The sequence below is a fragment of the Photobacterium sp. GB-1 genome (genome assembly GCF_003026165.1).
In the GTDB taxonomy this organism is placed as follows: Bacteria; Pseudomonadota; Gammaproteobacteria; order Enterobacterales; family Vibrionaceae; genus Photobacterium.
Genome location: NZ_PYOB01000004.1, coordinates 1 through 25,973 on the forward strand (window position 1 = coordinate 1; position 25,973 = coordinate 25,973).

23 protein-coding genes and 1 pseudogene are annotated in these 25,973 nt (G+C 37.1%); 14 read left to right on the forward strand and 10 right to left on the reverse strand.

Annotated elements, in window-relative coordinates; translation table 11 throughout:
- Positions 1-139: 139 nt before the first annotated feature.
- Entirely contained in the window at positions 140-697 is a 558-nt protein-coding gene (locus C9J45_RS05945; protein WP_107208491.1) for a type II secretion system protein GspG, read from the forward strand.
- A gap of 110 nt (positions 698-807) precedes the next feature.
- Positions 808-1,470: a tetratricopeptide repeat protein gene (locus C9J45_RS05950; RefSeq protein WP_107208490.1), complete on the forward strand. Its 663-nt coding sequence runs from the start codon at positions 808-810 to the stop codon at positions 1,468-1,470.
- A gap of 463 nt (positions 1,471-1,933) precedes the next feature.
- Here C9J45_RS05950 and C9J45_RS05960 read toward each other — a convergent pair.
- Positions 1,934-2,166: pseudogene (locus C9J45_RS05960) on the reverse strand (phage integrase N-terminal SAM-like domain-containing protein); the annotation flags it as partial.
- Positions 2,167-2,407: 241 nt separating this feature from the next.
- On the opposite strand from C9J45_RS05960, the gene C9J45_RS05965 reads away from it, so the two are divergent.
- Positions 2,408-2,947: a DUF2628 domain-containing protein gene (locus C9J45_RS05965; protein ID WP_107245286.1), complete on the forward strand. Its 540-nt coding sequence runs from the start codon at positions 2,408-2,410 to the stop codon at positions 2,945-2,947.
- Between the two features lie 231 nt (positions 2,948-3,178).
- On the opposite strand, the gene C9J45_RS05970 is transcribed toward C9J45_RS05965, so the two are convergent.
- Positions 3,179-3,391 carry a hypothetical protein gene (locus C9J45_RS05970; protein WP_233217643.1) on the reverse strand — a complete coding sequence of 71 codons (213 nt, stop codon included), beginning with the start codon at positions 3,389-3,391 and terminating at the stop codon, positions 3,179-3,181.
- 416 nt (positions 3,392-3,807) lie between these two features.
- Here C9J45_RS05970 and C9J45_RS05975 point away from each other — a divergent pair, with 416 nt between their 5' ends.
- Both C9J45_RS05975 and C9J45_RS05980 read left to right on the forward strand, forming a co-directional pair.
- Entirely contained in the window at positions 3,808-4,251 is a 444-nt protein-coding gene (locus C9J45_RS05975; protein ID WP_107245284.1) for a hypothetical protein, read from the forward strand.
- 193 nt (positions 4,252-4,444) lie between these two features.
- Positions 4,445-4,921, forward strand: coding sequence for a GNAT family N-acetyltransferase (locus C9J45_RS05980; protein WP_107292293.1), 477 nt, complete (start codon positions 4,445-4,447; stop codon positions 4,919-4,921).
- A gap of 221 nt (positions 4,922-5,142) precedes the next feature.
- Here C9J45_RS05980 and C9J45_RS21895 read toward each other — a convergent pair whose 3' ends face one another.
- Positions 5,143-5,502, reverse strand: coding sequence for a phage integrase N-terminal SAM-like domain-containing protein (locus tag C9J45_RS21895; protein ID WP_370445779.1), 360 nt, complete (start codon positions 5,500-5,502; stop codon positions 5,143-5,145).
- A gap of 389 nt (positions 5,503-5,891) precedes the next feature.
- Between C9J45_RS21895 and C9J45_RS06000 the strand changes: the two genes are divergently transcribed.
- Entirely contained in the window at positions 5,892-6,098 is a 207-nt protein-coding gene (locus tag C9J45_RS06000; RefSeq protein ID WP_233217644.1) for a hypothetical protein, read from the forward strand.
- Between the two features lie 322 nt (positions 6,099-6,420).
- Here C9J45_RS06000 and C9J45_RS06005 read toward each other — a convergent pair whose 3' ends face one another.
- Positions 6,421-6,609 (reverse strand): hypothetical protein, encoded by a 189-nt coding sequence (locus C9J45_RS06005; RefSeq protein WP_233217645.1) that lies wholly within the window; start codon positions 6,607-6,609, stop codon positions 6,421-6,423.
- A gap of 425 nt (positions 6,610-7,034) precedes the next feature.
- Between C9J45_RS06005 and C9J45_RS06010 the strand changes: the two genes are divergently transcribed.
- On the forward strand, positions 7,035-9,512 hold the full coding sequence (locus tag C9J45_RS06010) for an SIR2 family protein (protein WP_107292295.1): 2,478 nt from the start codon (positions 7,035-7,037) through the stop codon (positions 9,510-9,512).
- Positions 9,513-9,613: 101 nt separating this feature from the next.
- Complete coding sequence (locus C9J45_RS06015; protein ID WP_107246567.1) at positions 9,614-9,943, forward strand: hypothetical protein; 330 nt, start codon at positions 9,614-9,616, stop codon at positions 9,941-9,943.
- 251 nt (positions 9,944-10,194) lie between these two features.
- On the opposite strand, the gene C9J45_RS06020 is transcribed toward C9J45_RS06015, so the two are convergent.
- From C9J45_RS06020 to C9J45_RS06030, 3 genes are all read right to left on the reverse strand, one after another.
- Positions 10,195-11,598 (reverse strand): HAMP domain-containing sensor histidine kinase, encoded by a 1,404-nt coding sequence (locus C9J45_RS06020; RefSeq protein WP_107292296.1) that lies wholly within the window; start codon positions 11,596-11,598, stop codon positions 10,195-10,197.
- Between the two features lie 2 nt (positions 11,599-11,600).
- Entirely contained in the window at positions 11,601-12,272 is a 672-nt protein-coding gene (locus C9J45_RS06025; RefSeq protein ID WP_005367570.1) for a response regulator transcription factor, read from the reverse strand.
- Positions 12,273-12,349: 77 nt separating this feature from the next.
- Positions 12,350-13,966 carry a phosphoethanolamine transferase gene (locus C9J45_RS06030; RefSeq protein ID WP_107208484.1) on the reverse strand — a complete coding sequence of 539 codons (1,617 nt, stop codon included), beginning with the start codon at positions 13,964-13,966 and terminating at the stop codon, positions 12,350-12,352.
- 266 nt (positions 13,967-14,232) lie between these two features.
- Between C9J45_RS06030 and C9J45_RS06035 the strand changes: the two genes are divergently transcribed.
- From C9J45_RS06035 to gpmA, 3 genes are all read left to right on the forward strand, one after another.
- Positions 14,233-16,131: an LTA synthase family protein gene (locus tag C9J45_RS06035; RefSeq protein ID WP_107292297.1), complete on the forward strand. Its 1,899-nt coding sequence runs from the start codon at positions 14,233-14,235 to the stop codon at positions 16,129-16,131.
- A gap of 115 nt (positions 16,132-16,246) precedes the next feature.
- Positions 16,247-17,434, forward strand: a complete 1,188-nt coding sequence (gene metC, locus C9J45_RS06040; protein WP_107292298.1) for a cystathionine beta-lyase — start codon at positions 16,247-16,249, stop codon at positions 17,432-17,434.
- A 404-nt stretch (positions 17,435-17,838) separates the two neighbouring features.
- Entirely contained in the window at positions 17,839-18,531 is a 693-nt protein-coding gene (gpmA, locus tag C9J45_RS06045) for a 2,3-diphosphoglycerate-dependent phosphoglycerate mutase (protein ID WP_107246573.1), read from the forward strand.
- A gap of 76 nt (positions 18,532-18,607) precedes the next feature.
- Here the strand turns inward: gpmA and C9J45_RS06050 are convergent, their stop codons facing one another.
- Positions 18,608-20,071, reverse strand: coding sequence for a YdiU family protein (locus C9J45_RS06050; RefSeq protein WP_107292299.1), 1,464 nt, complete (start codon positions 20,069-20,071; stop codon positions 18,608-18,610).
- 187 nt (positions 20,072-20,258) lie between these two features.
- On the opposite strand from C9J45_RS06050, the gene C9J45_RS06055 reads away from it, so the two are divergent.
- Entirely contained in the window at positions 20,259-22,859 is a 2,601-nt protein-coding gene (locus C9J45_RS06055) for a choice-of-anchor L domain-containing protein (protein WP_107292300.1), read from the forward strand.
- Between the two features lie 16 nt (positions 22,860-22,875).
- Positions 22,876-23,277 (forward strand): hypothetical protein, encoded by a 402-nt coding sequence (locus C9J45_RS06060; protein WP_107208478.1) that lies wholly within the window; start codon positions 22,876-22,878, stop codon positions 23,275-23,277.
- Between the two features lie 77 nt (positions 23,278-23,354).
- On the opposite strand, the gene C9J45_RS06065 is transcribed toward C9J45_RS06060, so the two are convergent.
- Positions 23,355-23,600, reverse strand: a complete 246-nt coding sequence (locus C9J45_RS06065; protein ID WP_233217646.1) for a hypothetical protein — start codon at positions 23,598-23,600, stop codon at positions 23,355-23,357.
- Positions 23,601-23,651: 51 nt separating this feature from the next.
- Entirely contained in the window at positions 23,652-24,500 is an 849-nt protein-coding gene (locus tag C9J45_RS06070) for a hypothetical protein (RefSeq protein WP_107292301.1), read from the reverse strand.
- A 264-nt stretch (positions 24,501-24,764) separates the two neighbouring features.
- Between C9J45_RS06070 and cfa the strand changes: the two genes are divergently transcribed.
- On the forward strand, positions 24,765-25,916 hold the full coding sequence (gene cfa / locus C9J45_RS06075) for a cyclopropane fatty acyl phospholipid synthase (protein ID WP_107292302.1): 1,152 nt from the start codon (positions 24,765-24,767) through the stop codon (positions 25,914-25,916).
- Positions 25,917-25,973 lie beyond the last annotated feature (57 nt).

The following is a 25,973-nucleotide window of genomic DNA, read 5'->3' on the forward strand; positions in this document are numbered from 1 at the left end:
TGCTAATTTTTGCGACTAAGGTAATGAAAATAAATGTTTTTATTTATTAGAATGTTGAATATTTGCTGTATTAATAAAGCGTAAAAGTAAGAATGCTTATTAATATACTGTTATAAACCACAAGAAGTATCAATGTAGTATGGAAAATAAACAAGAAAATAAGAAAGAAGCTGGGTGTCTAGGCTATGTTATTGGTGGGATGTCATTTATTCCATTAATTGGTGTTTTATTCGGAATAGTTGCCATTATATGGGGCTTTGCAATAAAGCATACAAAGCTAAAAGTTGTTGGTGCATGCGGTATTGCATTTACTGTAATTCTTTATAGTTCGTTGGGTTACTTTGGCTTTGTACAAGAGGGAGGCGTTTATGATGATTTACGCAGTGAACTGACTAAAACACAATTAACAAGTGCTGTACAAGCAATAGAGTTTTATAAAGTGCAAAATGGACAGTACCCTGAGTCATTAGAAGTGTTGCAAAAGTCCTTACCAGAGAACTCTATGGTTTTTCTTCATGATGCAGCGCAAGTAAACACAGAAGGGAAGCTTTACTATTACATGCTAATTAATGAAAGCTCATACCATATTCGCTCTTATGGTCGTGATGGCGTACTAAACACCTCTGATGATATTTTGCCTTCACCAATAAAGAATGTAGGCTTAGTTGCAGACTATAAAGTTGCAAGTGGTTTATAACAAGCGCTTGAACTAAAGGACGCAAAACAGCAGGCTTGCGCTCCTTCGTCGCTAATTTTAGCCTGCTATTTTGCGCCGGTTAAGCGGGCGTTATATTCTATGAGGGCATAGTGAAAAAGTTCCTATTGATAATAATAAATTGTTGTTTGATCGTCAGTTGTAACTCAACTGGCAATTCGACTGGAAAAGAACCTGACAAATTTGCTCAAATAGCCATAGAAAAAGCTGAAAACGGAGACCATGCCGCTCAGTATTTTTTGGCTTCTTATTATGCTGACGGTAAGCGTGGCCTCCCTAAAGACAAAAATAAAGCAATTTATTGGTATCAAAAATCAGCAACTGGCGGAAACTCAAGGTCACAAAATAACCTAGCTGTAATTTTTGAAAAATCAAAAAATTTGGAAGAAGCCGTATATTGGTATAAGAAAGCTGTTTCAAATAATAATAAAGTTGCAATGATCAATTTAGGTACGTTGTATATGAAGGGGCAAGGGGTTAACAAAGATCAAAAAAAGGGGTATGAGCTACTCTTGCGTTCCGCAAAATTAAAAGAAGGAAAAGCACAAAGAATGTTAGCATCAAGCTATCATTATGGATATGGAACCAAGTTAGACTATAACGAAGCGTATGCTTGGTACATGACCGCTAAAAGCAATGGAGTAAATGTAGAAAAATTCTTAAAGAGTTTACCTAAAATTGGTAAGGGGTTTGAGTTATCCAAAGCCGAATTACTAAGTGAGAAATACAAAAACCTTTACGGAGGGGCTTTGTAAAAATATAACAAATAAGGATATGTGTCGCGAAGCCGACACCTATCCGAAGTGTTGGACAAGCCCAAGTCACCTTATATAAGTAAATATTGGAAATATCATGAAGGGGAATGCCAAAAAGAAGTCGAGCGTTATCCTTGGTGTGAACCAATAATATTAATGCCATGATTTATAATAAAATCCTCTTTATTTCTGAAGCGTGAAAGCCATTATCCTTATTATTGAACGTCGGTTATTTGTGTCGAAATATTCCCGTTAATTGCATGACATGTTGGCAGCTGGGGCAAAAGGATTGGGCTTTTATACGTGCCGTTTTATTCGGAGTGGGCCACGTAAGTTGTTCTGCTAACATGAACATAAATTGGATAGCTTTAAGCTGTTTCTTATTATGACCCCGCAGTAAAGCATAATCACGTACCCGACGAAATCCTTTCGGTAATATATACTGCAATATCCATCTCTAATAACGTTGAAGCACATGCCTAAAGAAAAGCTGTAAGTCATTGCGATCAATTTTCACGGTACTCCATGAATGTGTTTTGATCAGTTGTGTAAAATACCGCTTCAAATCGTCGGTAGTTAAATTGTTGCCGATTTATCCAGTTGATGTGTGATGTGACGTAGTGCACGACTATAAGCATCAATCGTAGCGGGACGTTTACCTTGCAAGGTGAGATGGGTAAGGTTATGTTCATAAAGATAAAATTAACGATGTTGCTGTGCTTTATTCATGATAAATACTCATTTTGGAAAGGTGTATTTACCGTAGTTGAGCTTATGGTTTTTCACTTTGCCGCGCAGCTGCTTCGTTCAACAAGGGCTGAATAGGACTGATAGTACTGGATCAATTTTTAGTCTTTTTAAATTTTGGTGTTTAAGGTGGTTGTTTCGCACGAGTAGTGCGTTTTTAGCCCATTAAGCTGACGTTTTAGGAGGAAAGATGATTCCAACAGGAATGGAAGTTGTAAAAGAAAGAGAAAGACTCGTTATTTCTAAAGAGGCATCAATTGAAGCTTATAAGGCTTTTACCTGGAGTGATTATTACCCTCAGCAGTGGAAGAGTAAAATCGAAGAAGGGAAAGGTTCTACAGGGTTTAATTTTTCAGCTTTTTTACTGACGTACAGGTGGTGTTTCTTTAGAAAATTGAACAAGCTTGGGTTAATCCTCTTTATTGCTGAAAGTCTGATTCTTGCTGCTGGTTTGGTATCTGTCAAAAAATATCAGTTCGACCCGATTTTCGCTATATACCCGGTTACAGCGGGAATTTTCACTATGATGATTTTTACAGGATTCTACGCTAATAGAGCTTATTTTAATCATGCACGAAAGCAGGTAGAAAGTTATGTAAACTCTCGAATACCTGAAATGCACTTTGGAGAAGCATTACGTAGTGACGGTGGAACAAGTATTGGAAATGTTCTTATATTTATAGCTCTGAATGGTTTTATAACGTCATTACCAAAACTTGGTTTGATGTAACCTCCTATAACAGATAAGGATATGTGTCGCGAAGCCGGCACCTATCCGAAGTGTTGGACAAGCCCAAGCCACCTTATATAAGTAAATATTGGAAATAGCATGAAGGGAAATGCCAAAAAGAAGTCGAGCGTTATCCTTGGTGTGAACCAATAATATTAATACCCTGATTTATAATAAAATTCTCTTTAATTATGAAGCGTTAAAGCCATTATCCTTATTATTTAACGTCGGTTATCTGGGTCGAAATATCCCCGTTAATTGCATGACATGTTGGCAGCAGGGGCAAAAGGGTTGGGCTTTTGTACGTACCGTTTTATTCGGTGAGGGCAACGTTAGTTGCCCGGCTAACATGAACATAAATTGGATGGCTTGAAGCTGTGTCTTATCATCACCACAAGCCGCAATAATGCCTAAACATGGAGATGAACCCTTCTTTGTCGCCACCTCTCTTATCTCCATTTCCTTTCTTTGCGAGTTTCAGATAATCCTATTTCAATGAAGCGAAATGCTTTTTTACTGGCCATGAAATAATCTGTTTATTTGTCCAGTTATAATGCAAATCGTAAATTTTGCCGATTAAGTCTCGTTTTTAATCAGAAAATTTTCTTAATTATCTCAGCTTCTATTTATAAGGCATTGATATATATGATGTAATATTCATAGCTGTGTTTTAATCCGACGGACAAAATACCGTTCTTACTTTTACCAACGTAAACATATCGGCTAGATGCTAATTTTTGCGACTAAGGTAATGAAAATAAATGTTTTTATTTATTAGAATGTTGAATATTTGCTGTATTAATAAAGCGTAAAAGTAAGAATGCTTATTAATATACTGTTAGCATTCATTCGGAGACCGTATGGAAACTCTTCAATTGCCTGAAGATGGCAACACTACCTCAGCTTGGGGGGATGAAATAACTTTATCGCATCCTAAATTGAAGCATTCTATTGTTCTTAAATATTCATTTGAACCTCCTTTTGGTGATCCACTATTTGAATTGTATATAAACGGCATTAAAGAGAGTGATCACCAATATTGGGGGCGCTCAATCGCAATATCCGAAAATGGTGGGTTCTTATCAATCACGAGAAATTTACGTGGTATATTAACGACTGTATTTGATTTAAATAACATGGAAAAGCGAGACGTAACTGGATTTGTAAATGTCTTAGGTTTTGAAAAGGGAGTATTACAATTTAAGCCTTACCTTACAAATAACGAAGGTGCGCATCAAATGTATGAGTTTGTTCAAGAAATACATGTTGCAGAACTCGGTGCATGGGAAAAAGTAAAATGCTAACAAGCACTTTAAACGGAACAAAAACAGTTGGCTTTGTTTCGTACCTCAACAAGTATAGCCAACAATTTTTGTCCGCTTAAGTGGGCGTTATAAAGCAGAACCAACACTTGCACTAGAAATTAGAAAGCAAGAGCATTTAGCGTGGCTTAGCTTTAATCTAATTGATTGAAAATCAACGGAATAAGGAAGTTTCGTGAATTTAAGAAAATTCGTAGCTCAAGATGCACTTGAAGTCATTTCATGGTTTTCAACTGAAAAGGAATCCCTTTATTGGGGTGGTTGGATGTTCGGTTGGCCACTTTCTGAAGCTGAAATGGTAATCCGTAGTGAACTTCCTGAAATTGAGTTCCTCGTTTTATTCGATGAAAATGACAGGCTTGGTTTCATCGAACTTCAGCACATCAGTGAAACTGAAATACGTTTGTGTAGAGTCGCCATTAACCCTGAATATCGAGGGTGTGGATTTGGCAGGGCTTTAATCACACTTTCTATCGAAGAAGTCAGGAAGCGCGAACAGTTCAATGTTGTGACTTTGGCTGTTTTTGCAGAGAATGTAACCGCTTATAATTGCTACAAATCCTATGGTTTTGCAACTGTAGACAAAGAGCCAAAATTTAGAGAGTTCAATGGGCAGAAATGGCCTTTGATCCAGATGGAAACTGCTTTATAACAAATAAGGATATGTGTCGCGTAGCCGGTACCTATCCAAAGTGTTGGACAAGCCCAAGCTACCTTATATAAGTAAATATTGGAAATATCATGAAGGGTGATGCTAAAAAGAAGTCGAACGTTATCCTTGGTGTGAACCAATAATATTAATACCCTGATGTATAATAAAATCCTCTTTAATTCTGTAGTGTGAAAGCCATTATCCTTATTATTGAACGTCGGTTATCTGGGTCGGAATATTCCCGTTAATTGCATGACATGTTGGCAGCAGGGGCAAAAGGGTTGGGCTTTTATACGTACCGTTTTATTCGGTGAGGGCAACGTCAGTTGTCCTGCTAACATGAACATAAATTGGATGGCTTGAAGCTGTTTCTTATTATGACCCCGCAACAAATCATAATTACGTACCGACGAAATCCTTTCGGTAGTTAAATTGTCTGGTGATTTATCCAGTTGATGGATAATGCGACATAGAGCACGACTATAGGCATCAATCGTAGCGGGGCGTTTACCTTGCAAGGTGAGATGGGTAAGGTGTTGTTCATAAAGATAATATGAACGATGTTGCTGTGCTTTGTTCATGATAAATATTCCTTTTTTAAAGGTGTATTTACCGTAGTCGAGCTTATGGGCTTCACTCTGCCGCGTAGCGGCTTCGTTCAACAAACGCTTAAAGACGGGTGGCATTTTTACTATGCGTTGATTTTGGTGTTTTAGGTGATATGCGGAAACACCGTATTGCGTTGCTCACCACTTAAGCGAGCGTTATACGAATGCGTGCGGACGCAAGTGTCAGGCAGAGCTCCAAGTATGCTCACTTAAATAAGTATCTGATCCTCAATCCAAGATAAATATTTTTAGGTTCTGGAGCATTTGGTGCAAAAAGATAGGTGACAATAATTATGTGGTATCTGTTTAAAGATTATGTGGACACGCCAAATCATATTGAGTGTTTGATCTTTGGAGTGTCAATGATAGCTTCCTACATTGTGGCTTGTGTGTCCTGTAAATCTCGCAATATGTTAGGGTATGAAGTGCGGGTTATTGCTACGGCAGCAGGTCTTATGGTGGCAGCGCTAGTTGGGGGAGTTAAATTTACTTTTGTGTCAACTTTGCTGGTATCGATGTTTTTCACATGGTTAATGGTGAGAAAAGGGCATGCATTGGGTTGGGGGTAAATCATTGTCTTCAAATGAAGTAGCCCGATTCTTAAACTTTAATTTAATCCATTGATCTAATCGGGAAAATTCGTATAACAAATAAGGATATGTGTCGCGTAGCCGACACCTATCCGAAGTGTTGGACAAGCCCAAGCCACCTTATATAAGTAAATATTGGAAATATCATGAAGGGTGATGACAAAAAGCAGTCGAGCGTTATCCTTGGTGTAAACCAATAACTTTAACACTCTGATTTATAATAAAATCCTCTTTAATTCTGAAGCTTGAAAGTCATTATCCTTATTATTGAACGTCGGTTATCTGGGTCGAAATATTCCCGTTAATTGCATGACATGTTGGCAGCAGGGGCAAAAGGGGGGGGGTTTAGACGTACCGTTTTATTCGGTGAGGGCAACGTCAGTTGTCCTGCTAACATGAACATAAATTGGAGCGCTTTAAGCTGTTTCTTATTATGACCACAAGCCACAATAATGCCTAAACATGGATATGAACCCTGCTTTGTCTCCATCTCTCTTATCTCTATTTCCTTTCTTTGCGAGTTTCAGATAATCCTATTTCAATGAGGCGAAATGCTTTTGTTTGCTGGTAATGAGACTATCTGTGTTTTTACCCAGTTATAATGAAAAGCGCAAATTTTGCCGATTAAGTCTCGTTTTTAATCAGAAAATTTTCTTAATTATCTCAGTAGGTGCTTTTAACTTATTGATATTAAATAACTAGCTTTGCTGTTTGTGTATTTAATCAGATGGACAAAATACCGTTCTTACTTTTACCAACGTAAATATATCGGGTAAATGCTAATTTTTGCGACTAAGGCAATGAAAATAAATGTTTTTATTTATTAGAATGTTGAATATTTGCTGTATTAATAAAGCGTAAAAGTAAGAATGCTTATTAATATACTGTTATATCACTTAAAAGGAATGGTGTATCTTGGACATTGGCATAGATAGAACAAAATTAAAAAAACAAGATGTTGATACAAGTGAGTTAATTGAACGTATTTCAACAGGTCAAGCAATATTATTTACAGGGGCTGGCTTCTCTAGCCTGACAAAAAATGTTAATGACCAAGAGCCGTCTGCTGCTAAGGATTTAGCTCATGAAATATGTAAACTGGGAGGCTTCCCGACAGACGATGACCTTCGCTTTGCAACAGACTATTACATTGAAAATCATAATGTATCCGAACTAATTCAGTTACTTAAAAAAAAGTACACTCTCACAGAAACTCATAGAATTCATGACGAGATTTGCAGTGCTAAATGGCGTCGTTTTTATACAACTAATTATGATAAAAGTATCGAGATGGCATCAGCCAACCTAGGAAACTTAGTTGAATGCATTGATGTTAGCTTTCCTACGGATACTTATTATAAAAAAGAAAGTTTGTGTATACATTTGAATGGTTCAATTGATAGTTTAAATGAAGATAGTATTGAATCCACATTTAAATTATCTACCTCGTCTTACATTTCTCCTGACTCTTTTACAAAATCAGACTGGCACTATTATTTTAAAAAAGATCTAGAGCGATGTAGCGCAATAGTTTTTGTGGGCTACTCAATGTATGATATTGAAATACAAAAAATATTGTTTGAAAACAGCGAATTAAAAGAAAAAACCTATTTTATAACACGTGAGAACCCTAACCCTAAGACATCTTTTACTTTATCCAAATTCGGCAATATTATACCTATTGGAGTAGAAGGTTTCGCTGAATTAATAACAGAAAACTCAGAAAGTATTTCTGGGTATGATTCTGAGTATCACCTCCAATCCCTAGCTCAATATAACTTATCTCACGATAAGATTGAGGTCAGAGATGCTGACGTGGAAGCTATGATAATGTTCGGTCATATAAGTTCAGCTTCTATTGATGACGCAGTGTTGAGTGAGCAAGTGATCCCTTCTCTTGTCGTGAGAGAAAGTTTAGATTTGGTTAAAGAGTTTGTAGTCAATGGTAAAAATGTTGTTTTATATAGTGATATGGGTAATGGTAAAAGTATTTTAGCATCTCAACTTCATAGTTATTTGACCGCAAGTTCTTTTGAATGTTATTTCGTAGATGACATCGAGGGTGATTATATCTCTGATATTGATCACCTTTCAAAATTAGGTAAAAAAATTATAGTGACATTAGATGGATATGAACGATATCTTGATCTACTAAAACATTATTCATTTTCATTTCCTGATAACATCAATATTATCGCTACATCTCGTACAGCAGAGCATGAACGACTTCGCCCTCATTTAAAAGAAATAAAATTTGAATATAGTGAAATTTGCCTTGATGAACTAGCTGAGAATGAAATTTTAGCTTTAGTAGATATTATTGATAATTTGGGTATGTGGGGTGATAAAGCGGGGTTATCAAAGGATCAAAAAGTCAGGTATATAAGGTATAAAAACAACTCTCAATTATCTTTAACATTATTAAATTTGTTTAATTCCCCGCAATTTAGAGATCGAGTTTCAAACGAACTATTGCCTCTAATGGGTGATGATGAAATTAAGGATACTATATTTGCTATAGCATTATCTGAAGTACTTGATATACCTTGTAGAAGCAGCATGATTTCTGATATATCAGGAAATGATAAAATATATTCTTCAGAATTAAAAAATAATAAAAACTTCAAAAACTTATTCCATATGAATGGGGATGGAATAAAAACAAAATCTAGTTTGTTCTGTTTATCTCTTATTAGACATCATTTTTCTGCTTCGTATGTAACATCTACTTTACAGAAGATTGCTAAACGATTTAATGAATACAAAGTAAAAGATTACGAACAGCGGGCCATATTTCTTGCAACTTTAAGATTCTCCTTTGTTGAAAGGTTATTGTCGGATACAAATAAGAAAGGTAACTTAAAACGATACTATGAGAATTTAAAGGTTTCAGTTAATTGGCTTAAAAGTGATCCTCACTTTTGGCTACAGTACGGAATGGCTAATATAACTTTTAAAGAATATTCAAAAGCCCAGCAATTTCTAGACTCGGCGTATGCCCTTGCAATGAAGAAAGATAGATATCATACAAGCAATATAGATACTCAACAGGCTAGGTTACACTTATTGGTTACAATGAAGGAAAATGAGCCTCATAAAATATTTGAAGGATTTTCAAAAGCGCACGCTTTATTAGATAGATTAGATAACGATGTTTATAAATATAGACAAGTAGATATTTACAATGACTTCTACAGCTCTTGTTATGAAAAACTATCCAAGGGCAATCAAGTGGCATTTCAACGTGCCTGCCAAAAAATGGAAAAATCTATTGAAGCAGCAGTAAGTAATGGTGAGGTAGATTTATCTCAACAATTACCTATTAAAAAAACGAAAGAAAAATTAGCGCATATATTGTCAAGCATCAAAGAGCAACGTGATATAACAAGTTAATAAAGTCGGATTCGTAACAGTTTGCTCAGTGTCACTGCGTTCCCAGTTTTAGCAAACTGTTACTCACCGCTTATCGAAGCGTTATATAAAAGGAGAAATTTATGGATTTAGGGATAAATATTATCATTGTGTTGCTTGGAATCGCGCTTAGCTCTGTATTCCTTTGGGTAGGTATGAAGTGCTCTTCTATCTATGCGGGAATGCCACTAAGTAGTGCCTATTGTAGCTACTTTTCAATAGTCAAGGTTTGTACCTTTTCCACATTGGCAGACTTAATTCCATATGTTGGTTTTATTTTGTCTTGGGTAGTTCTATTTTATTTTTTAAAGAAAGAAACCGAAGCAGAAGTAGGAGAATTGATAATTATGGTTCTTATTTCAAAGGCCCTTGCATTTGTCAGCTTGATGTTCTTATTACCAATAATCTCATGATAGAGGAATTTTTATATAACAAATAAGGATATGTGTCGCGCAGTCAACACCTATCCGAATGGTTGGACAAGCCCAAGCTACCTTATATATGTAAATATTGGAAATATCATGAAGGGGGATAGCAAAAAAAGTCGAGCATTATCCTTGGTGTGACTAAATAGTTTTAACGCTATGATTTATAATTAGATTATCTTTAATAAGGCAGCAATAAAGAATCCTAATTGCTGCTTTTTTTATCCCATTGGTTAGCTTTATTCGCTGCAATTCTTTTTCGGTATCCTTACTAATACCTGAAACTCCCCATTGGCTAACTGGTTTATTGATAACTCGTAATCGTTAATTTTGCAGATGTTATCAACGATAGATAACCCCAAACCATAGCGATTGTTATTAGAACGTGAATCGTCATGTTGAAATAACGGTTGCACCAGTTTATCGACTTCCTGCTGCGAGTAATTAATAGAGGATGAGTTGGTGATAGTGAATACCACATCCTGATCATCATTATTAATCGTAATATTAATAGCGGTATTAGGCTCGCTGTAAAACAGTGCATTATCTAATAAGTTGGTGATGATGGTTTTTAAACAAAACTCATCAGCGAGAACTGGGTACTGAAGTGTGTTATTTAAAACGACACGTTGTTTAATATCGTCATATTTAAAGTTTAAATCGTGAATCACGGTATTTGATAAGGTTGTGATTTCAATCGGCTGTTTATAAATAGAAAGCGAATGAGACGTGCGTTGTAGTAATAATAGGTTTTCTACTATCACTTTCATTCGGTTCGATATTTGGAGAATGTCCGAGGTAAAAGTTTTCGCTAAACGTTCATCATCGGGAAAGCGTTGATGCACTTCGGTTAGGGTGATGAGTTCTGCAATAGGGGTTTTGATTTCGTGGGCGATATCAGAGGTGATCCGTTTTTCGTTATCGACCATTTTGCGGTTAGTTTCGAGGAAGTTATTAAGCTCTTTACGGATCAAATCAATCTCAATATAAGAGGATGCATTTTCTTTAAACGCAAAGGTGTGATTGTGTCGTTGCTGTTTATTTTCGTTAAACAGTTTTATTTGATCGTTTAAGTTTACGAGAGGATCAAGCCCTTTAGTCACAATGACTTTAGCGACGACACGCATAATGATCATCGAGAGTAAAAAGCTACCAACCAGTAAAATATCGAGAATCCCCGTAACCTTATCAAGTCCTGTCGTTGAAGCATAAATGGTTAAATAGATAGGGGTTGGCTTTTTATCTTTAGGTTTTGCGAGATAAGAGTATAGAAATGCCTTACCTATCTCATGGTTTGGTAAAGTGACATCGACAATTTGATAGCTATTTAGTGGTAACTTCTTGTGCAGTAAATTGATGTTGGGGTAATCATTGAGCGATGTAGAACGATAAATGACATCATCATTTTTCCAGATCTGATAATAGGCATAATCTTTATCGCTTTTAATCGTTTGTGCAAAATCTTGGATATTGGTGATGGTTTTAAACTGTCCGGCTTTTTGTTGGATCTCTAATTCAAACTGTTCTTGAACCCAATTATCCACACTAAAATCGACGAAGGTAAAAACAATAATAATAAAGAAGCCAAATACGGCGCTGATCGCGTTAATTAAATTCTTTTTAATTGAGCGAGGATTCGTCATGTTTAACTCTCTACGTAATAGCCAAAACCGCGTTTATTTTTTATTGGTAATACAGCCTCAATATTTTTCGCTTTTTTTCGCATCGTAGAGATATGTACTTCAATGGTATTTTTCGAAATATAGTCGAAGTTATTAGTAATGTTATCACTGATCATACTAGCGGTAAGGATTTGACCGCGGTGAGTGAAGAGATAATCGATGATCTTAAATTCATTCGGTGTGAGTTCTAAATCGTTGTTACCATAGAATAACGTTCTTTTATTAAGATCTAACAGAAAGCCATCAATTTCAATGGTATTGGTAATGCTTACTGCTTGGCAACGACGGGAGATTGCAACCACACGAGCATGGAGCTCATCAAATGAAAAAGGTTTAGTGACATAATCATCAGCACCTTGCATTAAGCCATCAATACGATCTTGGCTTTGTGTTTTGGCTGAAAGAATAATAATACGAGTTTCAATGCCTGTTTGACGCAGCTTATTTAAAATTGTCATGCCGTCAATGCCAGGAAGCATGAGATCTAAAATAATAATATCGTAATCATTGTCTAAGGCTAAAGTGAGCCCTTCATTACCATTTTCTGCTTCATCAGTGGAAAAGCCTAAATTATTAAATCCCACAGCTAAACTACGACGTAATGCCGAGGAATCTTCGATAATCAGTATTTTCATGGAATGAGAGCTCAAATAAAAATGTATACCTGTAATATCTTACAAGTATACATTAAGTCAATGGGATCATTGAATAGTTATGCTTTTACTCGACAGCTTGCAGTAATGTCTAGCTTAGGATTTATCACTTTTGATTTCACACCGTATAAGCTCAATAGGCTAGGGAATAAATTATCCTGTGATAGTCCTGCTTGGTTTTCTTTTTTCTCTAAACACGCTTTATTTAACCCTTTCGCTTGTGCGTATTGCTTTGGCAACCATAGTAACCAAGGCACGTGTTTTTGCTCTTTAGGCGCAATAGAGAAGGGCGCACCATGAAGATAGAAACCGTTCTCACCTAAAGATTCACCATGATCTGACATATATAACAAAGCAACATTATATTTATCTTCTTTGGCTTTTAGCATTTTGATCACTTGTTCTGTCACATAGTCGGTGTACAGAATAGTATTGTCGTACACGTTCCTAATTTCTTCGTCAGTACAATTTTCAATGTCGCTGCGATTACATGATGGCTTAAATTTATCGAACGCTTTAGGGTAGCGTTTGAAATAAGTAGGTCCGTGACTACCGATTAAGTGCAGTACCAAAAATTTATTTGTATCGCCTTTATCAATAAAGCTTTGTGCTTTATCTAGCATTACACTGTCGTAGCAACTGGTACCATTACAGAATTGATTATGCTGTGAAGGATCGATTGCTTGATAGTTAACGCGATCTGCTACGCCTTTTGATCCGCCATCGTTATCAAGCCACAGTACTTTCGCCCCTGCGCGATGGATAATATCAACGGCATTATCTTGAGAATATGCACGATCTTGGTTGTAATGTGCTCGTGTTAAATTCGAGAACATACAAGGCACGGAAAGGGCAGTATAGGTACCGCAAGATTCAACGTTTTTGAACGATATTATGCCTTCATTTTTGGTGTATGGATTGGTGTCACGTTTATAACCGTTATAAGCATAGTTATAGGTACGTGCGGTTTCACCTAAGATCATCACAAATAAAGTAGGTTTATGGTTTTTACTTGGGCTTAGTTTTGCGTCTAACCCTTGTTGTTTAAATGGTAGTGGTTTGTAAATAAACTTTTTATAGAGGTACTTACCACCCGCATATACATGACCTGGAATGATCATACGGTTTAAAAAATGGTTATTTCGACCCACAGAAGCATAGCTTTTAAATGTCGTTAATCCGACGAGCAAAATCGCTGTACAAGCGATACCGATTAACGCGACACGAGCAACGATATCTTTAATAAAAGACTCTCGCTTGGTGATTTTTACCATTGCAATCCAAATACTTGGCACAATACCAAATACGATGACGTAGATAATAGAATGGGCATTGACATAAGACAGCGCTTCATCTGAACGTGTTTCGAAAATACTTTCAATTACGGCATTATTAAATAAGGTGTGGTAATTCACTTCTGCATAGAGTGCCATCGATGAAGTAATGGTTAAGAAAATCATTACTGGCTTAAACAGGTATGGCCAACATAACACTGTGAAGATAATCAGAAATGCCGCCATCAATACAATCGGTGCAGTATATGGAAAAAAGACATTAGACACTGAATGGCTTAAATCGAAAATCTTAGCGAGGATCGGATAGTTAAAGCATAGGGTGAAGTATGCTGACATCACCACGATGAAGCTTGTCATCTTAATTTGGAAAATTTGACGCATTACGAGCTCTTATGAATTAGCGAATAGCCATATCATCCATTTTATAACTTAAGGCTTACTTAATATTTGGATTAAAATCACTATTATTTTCAAACATGCTCACCCCTTATTCAACAAAATTGACTATCAATACTGAATTAACTTTCAACAGATGTTAGAAATGAAGAAAATGATATGGTTAATCTAAATCAATACTGCGAATAAATTGGACATAGATGCATTTTCTTGCTTCTCTAAAAGGAATCATTCATTAGCAAGGAATAGCTGTGCTTGCAATAAATACCATTATATCTTTTGCCTTTTTAATCGCAGCGATCTTTATTACTAAGTTGCTCGCTTTATTAAGTTTTGTTGAACTTCCCATCGAACTTAGTTCGCAAGATGGCATCGATGCTTTACTTTTTGGTATTTACTTTGATGCTAGCGCTGCTGTTTTACTGACTATCCCCATTTTCCTTAGCTTAATCATTGCTAGTTTATTTAAACGAGCAACCAATCAATTAACTCGATTCTTACTCTGCATTGCGATTTGTTGGGTTGTTATTACTACCTTTTCTGATGCCATTTATGCCAAAGAAGCCAGTAAACATGTCACATTTGAACTGTTTAATACGCAAGGGATGGAAGTGTCACTTATTCAGACTGCGTTTAAAGGTTACTTTGGAACTGTCGCGCTTGGTATTGCATGTTTATTAGTATCACTGTTTTTCATTTGGAAATATTTGCCATTATCCAATAGAAAGCAAGCAAACTGGTATTTTAATAGTCTGTTTATATTTTTGTGGTTAGTTACTACACTAATCATTGTTCGCGGAGGCTGGAAAGACTCACCTCAGAGTCCGATGAGTGTTTATACTATTGGTGACTTAGATAAAGCCTTCATTGCTTGGAATGCTCCCTATAGCATTGGTTACTATCTCTCTAAAGGCGATCTTGCGCCCATAGAAAAAATCACTAAAAATCCAACGTCACAGCAAGTTAAGTTTTTTGAACATACACAAGAAACAGCTTCTCCTGCCCAGCTTCAATCACTTAAATCGGCCAATGTCATTGTTGTTCTGCTTGAGAGTTGGTTGGCTTTTGATATGCAAAGTTACTCGGGTGTTGTGAATGCCACGCCATTTTTTGATCAACTTAGAGCACGTTCTTTTTCGACGTATTCAACCTATGCCGATGCTTATCGAACAGTACAAGGGACGTTTTCTACATTTTGTTCTTACCCAAATCCTATAAACGGCTTTATGGCAAATAGCCAATTACAAAATGCTTCTTATTCATGTTTACCACATATTTTAGCTGAGCGAGGTTGGCAAACAGCCTTTATTCAGGGAAGTGGAAGAGGGGCGGTTGGGGCTTTTGCACAAACGTTAGGGTTTGAGGAGTCGTACGGTAAGTATGATTACCCATTCAAAGCGGTGCACAATGAATGGGGATTTATGGATGATGATATCTATCGTTTTTCTTTAAACCAAATCGATAAATTCAGCCAAACGGGTAAACCCTTTCTTATGACCATCAATACAGGGACCACCCACGGTTCTTTTTTACCGGATAATGTTGAATATGTTTTTGGTCGCGAAAACATCATTAACGAGCGTAGAAGTGTGATGAAGTACGCTGATGATGCACTGAAACGTTTTATTCCTAAATTGGATTCGAAGCTTGCTCAACTCGATAAGCCGACCATCGTTATTTTGCTCTCAGATCACACGGCAAAAACGATAACTGGAGGATTAGTTAAAAATTCTATTCCACTTCTCATCTATGCGAGTGATCAATCTATCCCTAATGAAAAGAGGTCGATCACCTCATCTCAGAGAGATATTGCACCCACGATTATTGATTGGCTTGGTGGTTATGTTCCATGGTTTACTGGCAACTCGCTATTTGATGATAGCTATGATGGTCGCTCAAGCTTTTCGTATGGCACGAATTTCTTTTGGCTAACCAAAAATCATGGTGTTGCGATAGATAGTGCGACTGGTGAGCTACATTCTTGTTTTGATATTGATAATGATGTTGTGACTAAAAGACGATTAGAGTGTTCTGAGCAAGCTTGGAGCGAATCTCTTTTTGCCGAGGGAAGTTATTTTAATGCTATTTCACAGCAGTTGTTGTTTGAGGGAAAAACGCAACAATACCGTAAAGTAAACACCAAACTTTAGGGTGAATTGTTCATCAGTTTAGTGCTTGATACTTATGATAACTTGCTAGTTTGTTGTGTTTATTCATGTTATACAAGAAACAGAATAGATAGACGAGTAAGGGAATCACGAAGTTATGTCTAGTAAGAAAATTGATACTGCATTAGTGAGTGCAGGAAGAAAGAAAAAATACACTCACGGTGCGGTGAACAGTGTTATTCAACGTGCTTCATCATTAGTTTTCGATACGGTTGCAGATAAAAAACATGCTATTAAGAACCGTGCGAAAGGTGAGTTGTTTTACGGACGTCGTGGCACGTTAACCCACTTTGCACTTCAAGATGCGATGGTGGAATTAGAAGGCGGTGCTGGTTGTTATTTATATCCATGCGGTGCGGCTGCGGTATCTAACAGTATTTTAGCGTTTGTTGCTTCTGGCGATCATGTATTGATGACAGGTGCCGCCTATGAGCCTACCCAAGAGTTTTGTAATATTGTCCTTAAAGGATTAGGGGTTAGTACTACTTATTACGATCCCTTGATTGGTGAGGGGATTGCTGAACTTGTACAGCCAAATACCAAGGTTGTTTTCTTAGAATCACCAAGCTCTATCACAATGGAAGTGCAAGATATTCCAGCAATTGTGAAAGCAGTGCGTGCTGTTAACCCTGATGCTGTGATTATTATGGATAACACATGGGCGGCAGGGGTGCTATTTAAAGCGCTCGAGCACGGTGTTGATATCTCTGTTCAAGCCGGTACGAAATACATTGTTGGCCACTCTGATGCGATGATAGGGACGGCAGTTAGTAATGAACGTTGCTGGGATCAACTACGTGAACGTTCTTATTTAATGGGGCAAATGGTTGATGCTGATACCGCGTATGTGGCTGCTCGCGGATTGCGCACTATGGGCGTTCGTTTAAAACAACATCATGAAAGCAGTATCAAAGTAGCAGAATGGCTGGCAAAGCGTCCAGAAGTTGCAACCGTTAATCATCCAGCACTACCAAGCTGTAAAGGCCATGAATTCTTTGTGCGTGATTTTTCTGGAAGCTGTGGTTTGTTTTCATTTGTCCTTAATAAACGGTTATCGAGTGAAGAAGTAGCTGATTTCTTAGATAACTTTGAGCATTTTAGTATGGCGTACTCTTGGGGTGGTTATGAATCTCTTATTTTGGCAAGCCAACCTGAAGAGTTAAATCGTATTCGTCCTGTGGGCAAAGTAGATTTTGAGGGCACGCTAATTCGTGTTCATATTGGTTTAGAAGATTGCGACGATCTCATTGAAGATTTAGCCAATGGCTTTAGCCGCATCGCTTAATTAACCTTAAATATATCCTACAAACTAAATCGCTTTTTTCATCTGTTATGGCATTTGAAGAAGCGATTTTTTATTATTCATGTAAATAATACTTTACGAATGAGTTTTTCAATCATCCCCATAAAGTTAAAATAATTAATTTTATCAACTGGTTAATGTCTATTGTTACTCTGCTCAAACTCTATAATGACGCGATAGATACACATAATGACGGTATGTAGCACTTTTATTTAATAACTTTTCTTTATAGTCAGTATTGTAATCGATGAGGAATGGATTTAATCTACAACTAAAGATGATAATGATTATCAATTAGAAAGTAATTGTTAAATGCCATATGGAAATGACAGCGATTAAAAAGACGAATCTACTTAACTCATGATGTTGAGTTTCAAGGGGCTGTTATGAAAAATACACGTATTGTTTTACTTCGTCATGGTCAAAGTGTTTGGAACAAAGAAAACCGTTTTACTGGCTGGGCGAATGTCTCTCTTTCTGAATTAGGCGAAAACGAAGCGCGTAACGCAGGTATTAAATTGAAAGAGAATGGTTTCAACTTTAATTTTTGCTATACCTCAATGCTTGATCGTGCGATCAAAACATCTAACTTAGCATTAGAACAGCTTGATTCTTTATGGATCCCTGTTGAGCACGACTGGCAATTGAATGAACGTCATTATGGTGATCTTCAAGGATTGAATAAAGCAGAAACCGCAGAGGAGTTTGGCGACGAACAAGTACACATTTGGCGTCGTAGTTATGATATTGAACCACCACAAGTAAGTGAAGATAGCTCTTTTTATCCAGGTAATGATAGACGTTACCAAGAACTACAACATAGCCAACTTCCACATGGTGAATCGTTGAAAGATACTTATGATAGGGTAATACCATTCTGGAATGAAAATATTGTCCCTAATGTTAAACCTGGCTCTGATATTTTAATTGCCGCTCACGGTAACAGCTTACGTGCTTTGATTAAATATTTAGATAATATCCCTGATGACAAAATTACAGAATTAGAAATACCAACAGGTGCACCATTAGTTTATGAATTTAACGAGCAAATGAAACCTGTACAGAGCTATTATTTGTAATGCGTATTAAATGAAATATTGAGAAACATGCCCTATTGAATAGGGCATTTTTTTATTAATAAAACGAGAGAATAACTTAAGAAGAGCAACTAATTTCTAACTCTTTACCCCATTTAGGAGGAAGATCGGCAAGATCTTCAAAGTTAGGATGCTCATCAAAAGGATCATGTAAAACGGTTAATAGATTCTCTATAAATGTGAAATTTCCTTGCTCGGCAGCATCGATAGCAAGCTGTGCCAAATAGTTACGAAGAATATATTTCGGGTTGCTGTTAAGCATTAATGCTAAACGTTGTTGATCATCGATATTTGAAATACGTTTTTTGTAATCAGCTAACCATTCATCGATTGCGGTTGTATTTTCAGTGAGAGATGAAAAATGAGAACTGGTGTTATCGAGTTCGTCTTGGGAAAGCGTCGAAAGCGTGTGGAAGAACTGGGTGTAATCGATCGATTGTTGTTTGAGTAAATTAAATAACTGCTGAAATAACTCAGTGTCTTGTTCTTGGTTATCGAATAAGCCTAATTTTTGACGCATCAGTTTGCTGTAATGCATTTGTAGTTGGTGCTGATAAATTTCTAATGCATGTTCTATGTCTGATTTATCAATGATAGGTGCTAAGGCATAACCGAGTGCTGATAAGTTCCATAACCCAATGGATGGCTGTTGATTGAAGGCATAACGACCAGAATAATCAGAATGATTACAAATATAACCCGGATTATAATCGTCCAGAAAACCATAAGGTCCATAATCAAACGTTAAGCCTAAAATCGACATGTTGTCGGTATTCATAACGCCATGAGCAAAGCCTACTGCTTGCCAATGGGCGATCATTTTAGCTGTATTTTCACAAACTTGCTCAAACAGGGCGGCGTATGGTTTTTCGACTTGTTGGCACTCAGGGAAATGATGCTGAATAACGTAATCTGCTAATAAACGTAATTGATCGTGTTGTTGGGTATAAAACAGATATTCAAAATGGCCAAATCGGATGTGGCTTTCTGAGATTCGGATCAGGGTTGCGCCAAATTCTTGTTTTTCACGGTACACATGGGTATCACTACCAATAACCGCGAGTGCATGTGAGGTCGGAATACCAAGGCCTGCCATCGCGGCGCTGGCTAAATATTCTCGAATGCTTGAACGAATAACGGCACGGCCATCGCCCATACGCGAATAAGGTGTAAGTCCGGAGCCTTTTAAGTGAATATCCCACTTTTTACCATGACTTGTTTGTACTTCCCCCAATAATAAACCCCGACCATCACCCAGATCGGGGTTGTATTGCCCGAATTGGTGGCCAGTGTATTTCATTGCTATGGAATCAAATCCAGCTAAGGTGTCGTTACCACTGAATATATTAATAAAATCATCAGATTGAATGGCGTTTATATCGAGTTCTAATAATTTCGCAATGTGTGGATTCACACTGATTAAGTAAGGGTTACTCAGCGGTTGCGGACTAACGAAAGTGCCGAAAAGTGAAGGGAGTTGGCTGTAAGTATTATTAAAAACAAGCTGTTGTAATGATTTCATAACAAAGGTATTCGGTGGGTTTAACAAGGATTATAGATCTAACCATATATTATAGTTAAGTACTTACATCCATTACATTTCTAATCATGAAGTGTATCGAGTAGGGGTATCGCTTAATAGAATAGTATTTAGCTTAGCAATATGATCCTTTGTTCATTTCTATTGGTTTGTTATTGAAGGGAATACAATGAACTTAACAAGGAACATACTTTTTGCCAGCACCGCCTTAGCGCTATTGGGTTGTGGTGGCGGTGGAAGTGGTGAGTCAACACCACAAGCTAAAGCTGGTGATGATATTTATACCTATGCTAATAAAAGTGTGGTGATTTCATCTAACAATATTGATCCAAACGGGACAATTGTGGATGTTTCTTGGACGCAATCAGACGCAGATGCTACAAAAGTCGAACTGATAAAAGTAAACAATAGCGCTACGTTTACTGTTCCTGATATTCAAGACAATGAAGTGTTTAATTTTACCGTTACGGTCACTGATAACGACGGTGACACAGCAACTGATGACATCAGTGTATATGCAAAACCAGCGGAAAAATCCTTATCTCTTTCTTTTGTTGGCTTAGGTGATATCAAGAAAGTAACCAATGAAGCAAAGGTGACTTTAAAAGGATATGTTGTTTCTGATCATGATATTAAACAGATCTTAGTGACTAACAGTACCACCAAGCTTTCTGTGAATGCTGAAGTCGATGAAATGTGGTCAGCAACAATTGATTTGGTAAAAGGTAAAAATCAAATCACCGTAATGGCGTTAACCGCTGATGAAGCGCAGGTTGAGATTGTTTCTACGATTAACTATCACCCAGCGATGGATTTCACTACCCCGTTAACATTAAGCCAGCGCTCTTTTGTGTTAAATGAAGATGCAGTAACGATTTACGCTAATATTGGTACATCAAATAATAAGAATCCTGAAGTTAACTTGATCGGCTCTGGCGGTAGCATTAGTTTTGATGAAGGTGCTGATGGAATCGATGATGATGGTATTTATGCGACCTCTTTCTCTTTTAATCCAACTAAGAAAGGTAAATTTTGTTATCAAGCACAAGTATCTGATAGCGAAAAGAATGTATACCAATCAGAGCCTGCCTGTATTTGGGTAGCTGAAAAATACACCTCAGATCAAGTCACTAAGTCTGTTGATATTGCTGACAGTGTTGAAACATGGTTAACCTCAGAATTAGATAAAGGAAAAGATGTTCATGCTTCAGCCAAGGCGGTGGTTGATCAACTTAACACCCATAAGGATGTAGGTGCTGCTGGGTATACCTATGAAGGTGGTATTTGGTGGGTAAATGAAGATGGTATTTTAGGGCTTCATAACCCTCTCGTTGAAAATTCAAAGTCAGCGGCTCGTAGTGGGACTGTTGCGCCAACACCTGTTGTGAAAGCGGCACGTGAAACGCGTTATTATGATGATGTATTTAAAAAACAGGCCACAACCTATTCATCAGTAGCGCCGGCAAACCGGATTCAAAGCTCTAAAGCTGTGATGATCAGCCCGTATATTAATAATCCTGATGTGTCTGAGTTTAGTAACTTCTTCAAAGCGGATGATTACTATGGTGTTTGGAAAACGATTAAAGATAGTCAATCATGTAAATTATTCCCTGATAGTGAGTTTGTGAATAACGAAACTGTGGGTGTTTCGCTTGATAGCTTTAAAGACTTTACTACTTTTGGATATATTCATTTTTCTACCCACGGTAATAACTATTTCAATGGATTATTTAAAATCTGGGATGAGAAGTGGGGGCCAAGTGACTTCTTAAAAGGGTATTTATCGGTTTCTGGTTTATATACAGGCATAGTTTTACCTAAAAATGAGGATGGCACTTATAACCTTGAAGGTTATGAAAGCGATCTTTATATGAAGCGCCTAGCCATTGGTGCTGGTGGCGCGTTGATTATTCTTCCTTCGTTCTTTGATCATTATCTTTCCACTATGCCTAAGAGCTTAGTCGTACTGTCAGCGTGTCGGTCTGTTTACAATAATTCACTTGCCAATGTCTTTTTATCAAAAGGTGCAGGGGCGGTGATTGGTTATGATGACTATGTCCTTTCTTCTTATGCTCAAGATACGACGAATGCCATTATTAGTGACATGCTTGAAAATGATTCGACATTGAAGGAAGCCTTTGATGTTGCTGTTAATAAACATGGTATCAGTGATAACAGCAGTGATGAAGCATTTATACGTATGAGAGGCGAAGAAGATTTAAAACTATCTAGTGGCTCATTTGATAATCTCAGTTTTGAACAAGGCGAATTGAATGCTTGGGCGAAAAAGGGTGATGGTCGCATCATTACAAATCTTGGTGGAACTAAACCGTTAGATGGTCAATTTGTTGGTGTTGTATCAACGGGATTAGGCTATACCAATGAGCTAGGTAGTATCGAACAATCTGCTTGTTTAGATAAAAACGTAACAACATTAAATTTTGACTGGAAGTTCTATTCAGAGGAATTTTTAGAATATTGTGGTACCGGTTTTGATGATTCATTTACTTTAAACGTGTGCGAGGAAGGCACAACAAATTGCGCATCGTTTGAAACCAGTGTTAATAAACTTTGCGAGAATCAAGAAGTACTGGTGGAGTCTGATGTATCGTTTGATCAAGGAGGTGTGTATAACACCCCTTGGATAAAAGAGCAGTTAGATGTCTCTGCTTTGGCCAACAAACGCGTGAAGCTAACAATAGAGGCTATCGATAAAGGTGATACAGAATACGATAGTGCGATATTGATTGATAACATAGAAGTTAAATAATTAGAGAGGTGCGCATATGCTGAAAATGTTTTCTTCGTGCGCACCATTATTATTTTTATTGATGCTGACTTATGGTTGTAATGTTAAATCCGATGTGGTTTATCAATCAAAAGATTTAGGTAAAGTCTTATATCAACATAAAGATAATAATGGTTGTGATTTAGAAGCAGTAGATAAAAAGATTGCTCAATTCTATCTACAAATTGAAAGAAGAGAGTTGCTGCCATTAAAGGCTATGTATCAAGAAAGTGATGCTTTTATTATGAAGATAAAAACATTGCCTGCATTAGTCATTATTAAAAATGATGCAAAATGGTATATCCCATTAATAAAAGGCAGTGACTGGATTTTCGTTAATGTTAATGACACCGTTAACGTATTTAAATATCCGGAGGTGTTTCGTCAATTATGTGAATAAAGCCCCATAATAGTCACTAGTAATAAACCAATGATTATAGGGCTTATATTTTTATTAATATTACTTTTTCAAAATCTTCATTGAGCTGATAGCGAAGTTGTAAAGCAATTAGCTTCTTGTGCTCGGCAAAACATATCACTTTGTGACTTTAAGCAGCGCTGTGCAACTTTATAGCGGGCTGCATCTTCAGTTCTAGCGGCATCTGCAAACGTGTCGGTAAACGGAGAAAGGGTGCAGACATAAATGTCATCATTGTTATGTTTAGCCGCAAACGCAGGGGAGATACAGCCAATCATAAGAGATAAACACAGTAAATTATTCATTTTGCACCCTAAATAATTAGAACTCATATACTTATCAGACCAATAATAGTCTTATAAATTCGATGAGGTTACAAAATTCACACCAATAGATGACATTCTATTCATAAAATCTTTTGCTTGTTGTTCAAATCCAGCAACAGGGCTGGTGGTATCGATTAAAATTGTTAGCTTTTTGATCTCTTCGTTTGTGAGCTTTTCGACTATTTGTTCAACCGTACTGGCAACACAGTGGGAAAGAGCTTGGCCTGAAATATAAACCTGATCATTTTGCTTAACGAGCTCGACTAGTTGAGGATCAAATTGGGTCTTTTTATCATCTTCTAACGGATATTCAGCTTCGCAACCACCGTAATGCTCTGTATGTGGGTTCTCGCCTTTAGCAATACTGATATGTTGTGTATTCGCTTGCTGCTCCCAAGCATGAATTGCTGTATGAATAGGCTTAACGATATTGTGTCCAACAGAGCCAATCACACAATGGGTCGGCCAGATAAGAAGGCTATATTTTCCCTCTTTTTCTAATGACTGGGTGTAATTAAGGACATGATTTAAAAGTGTTGGATCAGTAGTCAGCCAGATACCATCCACAATGTCTTGATGGCTAATTAGAGTAAATGGGGCAGGGTGTTCGCCTGCTTCATTTTTCCAATAGGGCGCATGAGCAATATCGTATTCATGATGGCTATCAAGTGTCACAATAATCTGATTAATATTCTTTTGTTGCTTTGTAATAAATGCAGCAAGTTTGTTAGCGTCTTCCCATGCACCAGGAACGGGAAGTGCTGGCGAAATAGTAATCTTCTGAGATGCTGAACCTAATGTGAATTGTTCATTAACGGGAACATCATAAAAGTCATATTGAGGATCAATGATAAGTAAAGACGTCATTGGTAGACGCATTGCATGCTCCTTTATGCTTTGTTAGCTTGACATGATTATGTCGAAATAATGGAAAAAATTTGAGCTAAATATACGTTGATGAGCGTTAATTGAAAAGAAATATCATTCAATTCTTAATTAGAAAATTGTTAAACTGTTTTTCTGCAATATTATTATTTTACTTATTGATATTATTAACTAAAAATTAGTTTTTGAATTTTTATATTGTGAATATAAATACAAAAAGGCAATTTGTCATACAAATAAAAAGTAGTGGTATACAGAATGACAAATAATCAATTTTTTCAAGACATTTTAGATTTTGCTGATGTGAAAATTAATGGTAATCGTCCTTGGGATATTAAAATTCATGATGAAGGTGTTTTTGATCGCGTATTAAAAGATGGTTCTTTAGGCTTTGGTGAAAGCTATATGGATGGCATGTGGGACTGTGATGCTATTGATGAAATGATTTCTCGTGTATTACATGCTGGTATCGAAGATAGGCTAACCACCACAACAAAAATACAATTAGGGTTAAAAGCTGGCGCGTCTAAACTTAAGCAATTATTTAACCCTCAAAGTGTTGAGCGTGTAACTCAGGATGTGCCTTTTCATTATGACTTAGGCAATGATTTATTTGAAGCTATGCTCGATCCTCGTATGACTTATACGTGTGCTTATTGGAAAGACAGCGACAACCTGAAAGCAGCGCAAGAAGCAAAGCTAGATTTAGTCTGCCGCAAAATGGGTTTACAACCGGGCATGCGTTTACTTGATATTGGTTGTGGATGGGGCAGCTTTATGATCTTTGCTGCTGAAAAGTATGGTGTTATTTGTGATGGTTTAACCTTATCAAAAGAACAAGCAGCACTTGGTCAGGCGAGAGCAGACGAGAAAGGCTTACCCGTTAACTTTATTCTTCAAGATTACCGCTTATATCAACCAGAGCAGCCTTATGATCGCGTTGTCTCTATTGGCATGATGGAGCACGTTGGCCCTGAAAACTATGAAAACTATGAAGACTACTTTAAATCTGCGTACAGTTTTCTTGCTGAAGACGGTATTTTCTTACTTCACACCATTGGTAGTCCGAAATCGAAAACGTCAGTTGACCCATGGATCAATAAGTACATTTTCCCTAACGGTGTGATCCCATCAATGATGCAAATTGGTGCGTCAGCTGAAGATTATTTCAATATTGAAGATGTACAGAACATTGGTCCTGATTACGATACAACACTCGTCGCTTGGAATGATAACTTTGAAGCCGCTTGGCCGACATTAGCAGAGAAGTATGGTGAGCGTTTCTACCGTATGTGGCGTTATTACTTGCTGTCTTGCGCTGGGGCATTCCGTTGTCGTGATTTAAATGTGTGGCAATTTGGTTTAACCAAAAAAGGTGCAGAATTACCAGTTTCTGTTCGTGCAGCATAATTTTCAATGCCACAGTAAAAAGCTCACTATTGCACGATTGTTATCGTCAACAGTGAG

Bases quoted from the DNA above. Each gene is read 5' to 3' on its own strand.
- C9J45_RS05945 (WP_107208491.1), top strand. From the start codon at position 140: ATGGAAAATAAACAAGAAAATAAGAAAGAAGCTGGGTGTCTAGGCTAT.
- C9J45_RS05965 (WP_107245286.1), top strand. From the start codon at position 2,408: ATGATTCCAACAGGAATGGAAGTTGTAAAAGAAAGAGAAAGACTCGTT.
- C9J45_RS05975 (WP_107245284.1), top strand. From the start codon at position 3,808: ATGGAAACTCTTCAATTGCCTGAAGATGGCAACACTACCTCAGCTTGG.
- C9J45_RS21895 (WP_370445779.1), bottom strand. From the start codon at position 5,502: ATGAACAAAGCACAGCAACATCGTTCATATTATCTTTATGAACAACAC.
- C9J45_RS06000 (WP_233217644.1), top strand. From the start codon at position 5,892: ATGATAGCTTCCTACATTGTGGCTTGTGTGTCCTGTAAATCTCGCAAT.
- C9J45_RS06005 (WP_233217645.1), bottom strand. From the start codon at position 6,609: ATGGAGACAAAGCAGGGTTCATATCCATGTTTAGGCATTATTGTGGCT.
- C9J45_RS06015 (WP_107246567.1), top strand. From the start codon at position 9,614: ATGGATTTAGGGATAAATATTATCATTGTGTTGCTTGGAATCGCGCTT.
- C9J45_RS06020 (WP_107292296.1), bottom strand. From the start codon at position 11,598: ATGACGAATCCTCGCTCAATTAAAAAGAATTTAATTAACGCGATCAGC.
- C9J45_RS06025 (WP_005367570.1), bottom strand. From the start codon at position 12,272: ATGAAAATACTGATTATCGAAGATTCCTCGGCATTACGTCGTAGTTTA.
- C9J45_RS06030 (WP_107208484.1), bottom strand. From the start codon at position 13,966: ATGCGTCAAATTTTCCAAATTAAGATGACAAGCTTCATCGTGGTGATG.
- metC (WP_107292298.1), top strand. From the start codon at position 16,247: ATGTCTAGTAAGAAAATTGATACTGCATTAGTGAGTGCAGGAAGAAAG.
- gpmA (WP_107246573.1), top strand. From the start codon at position 17,839: ATGAAAAATACACGTATTGTTTTACTTCGTCATGGTCAAAGTGTTTGG.
- C9J45_RS06050 (WP_107292299.1), bottom strand. From the start codon at position 20,071: ATGAAATCATTACAACAGCTTGTTTTTAATAATACTTACAGCCAACTC.
- C9J45_RS06055 (WP_107292300.1), top strand. From the start codon at position 20,259: ATGAACTTAACAAGGAACATACTTTTTGCCAGCACCGCCTTAGCGCTA.
- C9J45_RS06060 (WP_107208478.1), top strand. From the start codon at position 22,876: ATGCTGAAAATGTTTTCTTCGTGCGCACCATTATTATTTTTATTGATG.
- C9J45_RS06065 (WP_233217646.1), bottom strand. From the start codon at position 23,600: ATGAATAATTTACTGTGTTTATCTCTTATGATTGGCTGTATCTCCCCT.
- C9J45_RS06070 (WP_107292301.1), bottom strand. From the start codon at position 24,500: ATGCGTCTACCAATGACGTCTTTACTTATCATTGATCCTCAATATGAC.
- cfa (WP_107292302.1), top strand. From the start codon at position 24,765: ATGACAAATAATCAATTTTTTCAAGACATTTTAGATTTTGCTGATGTG.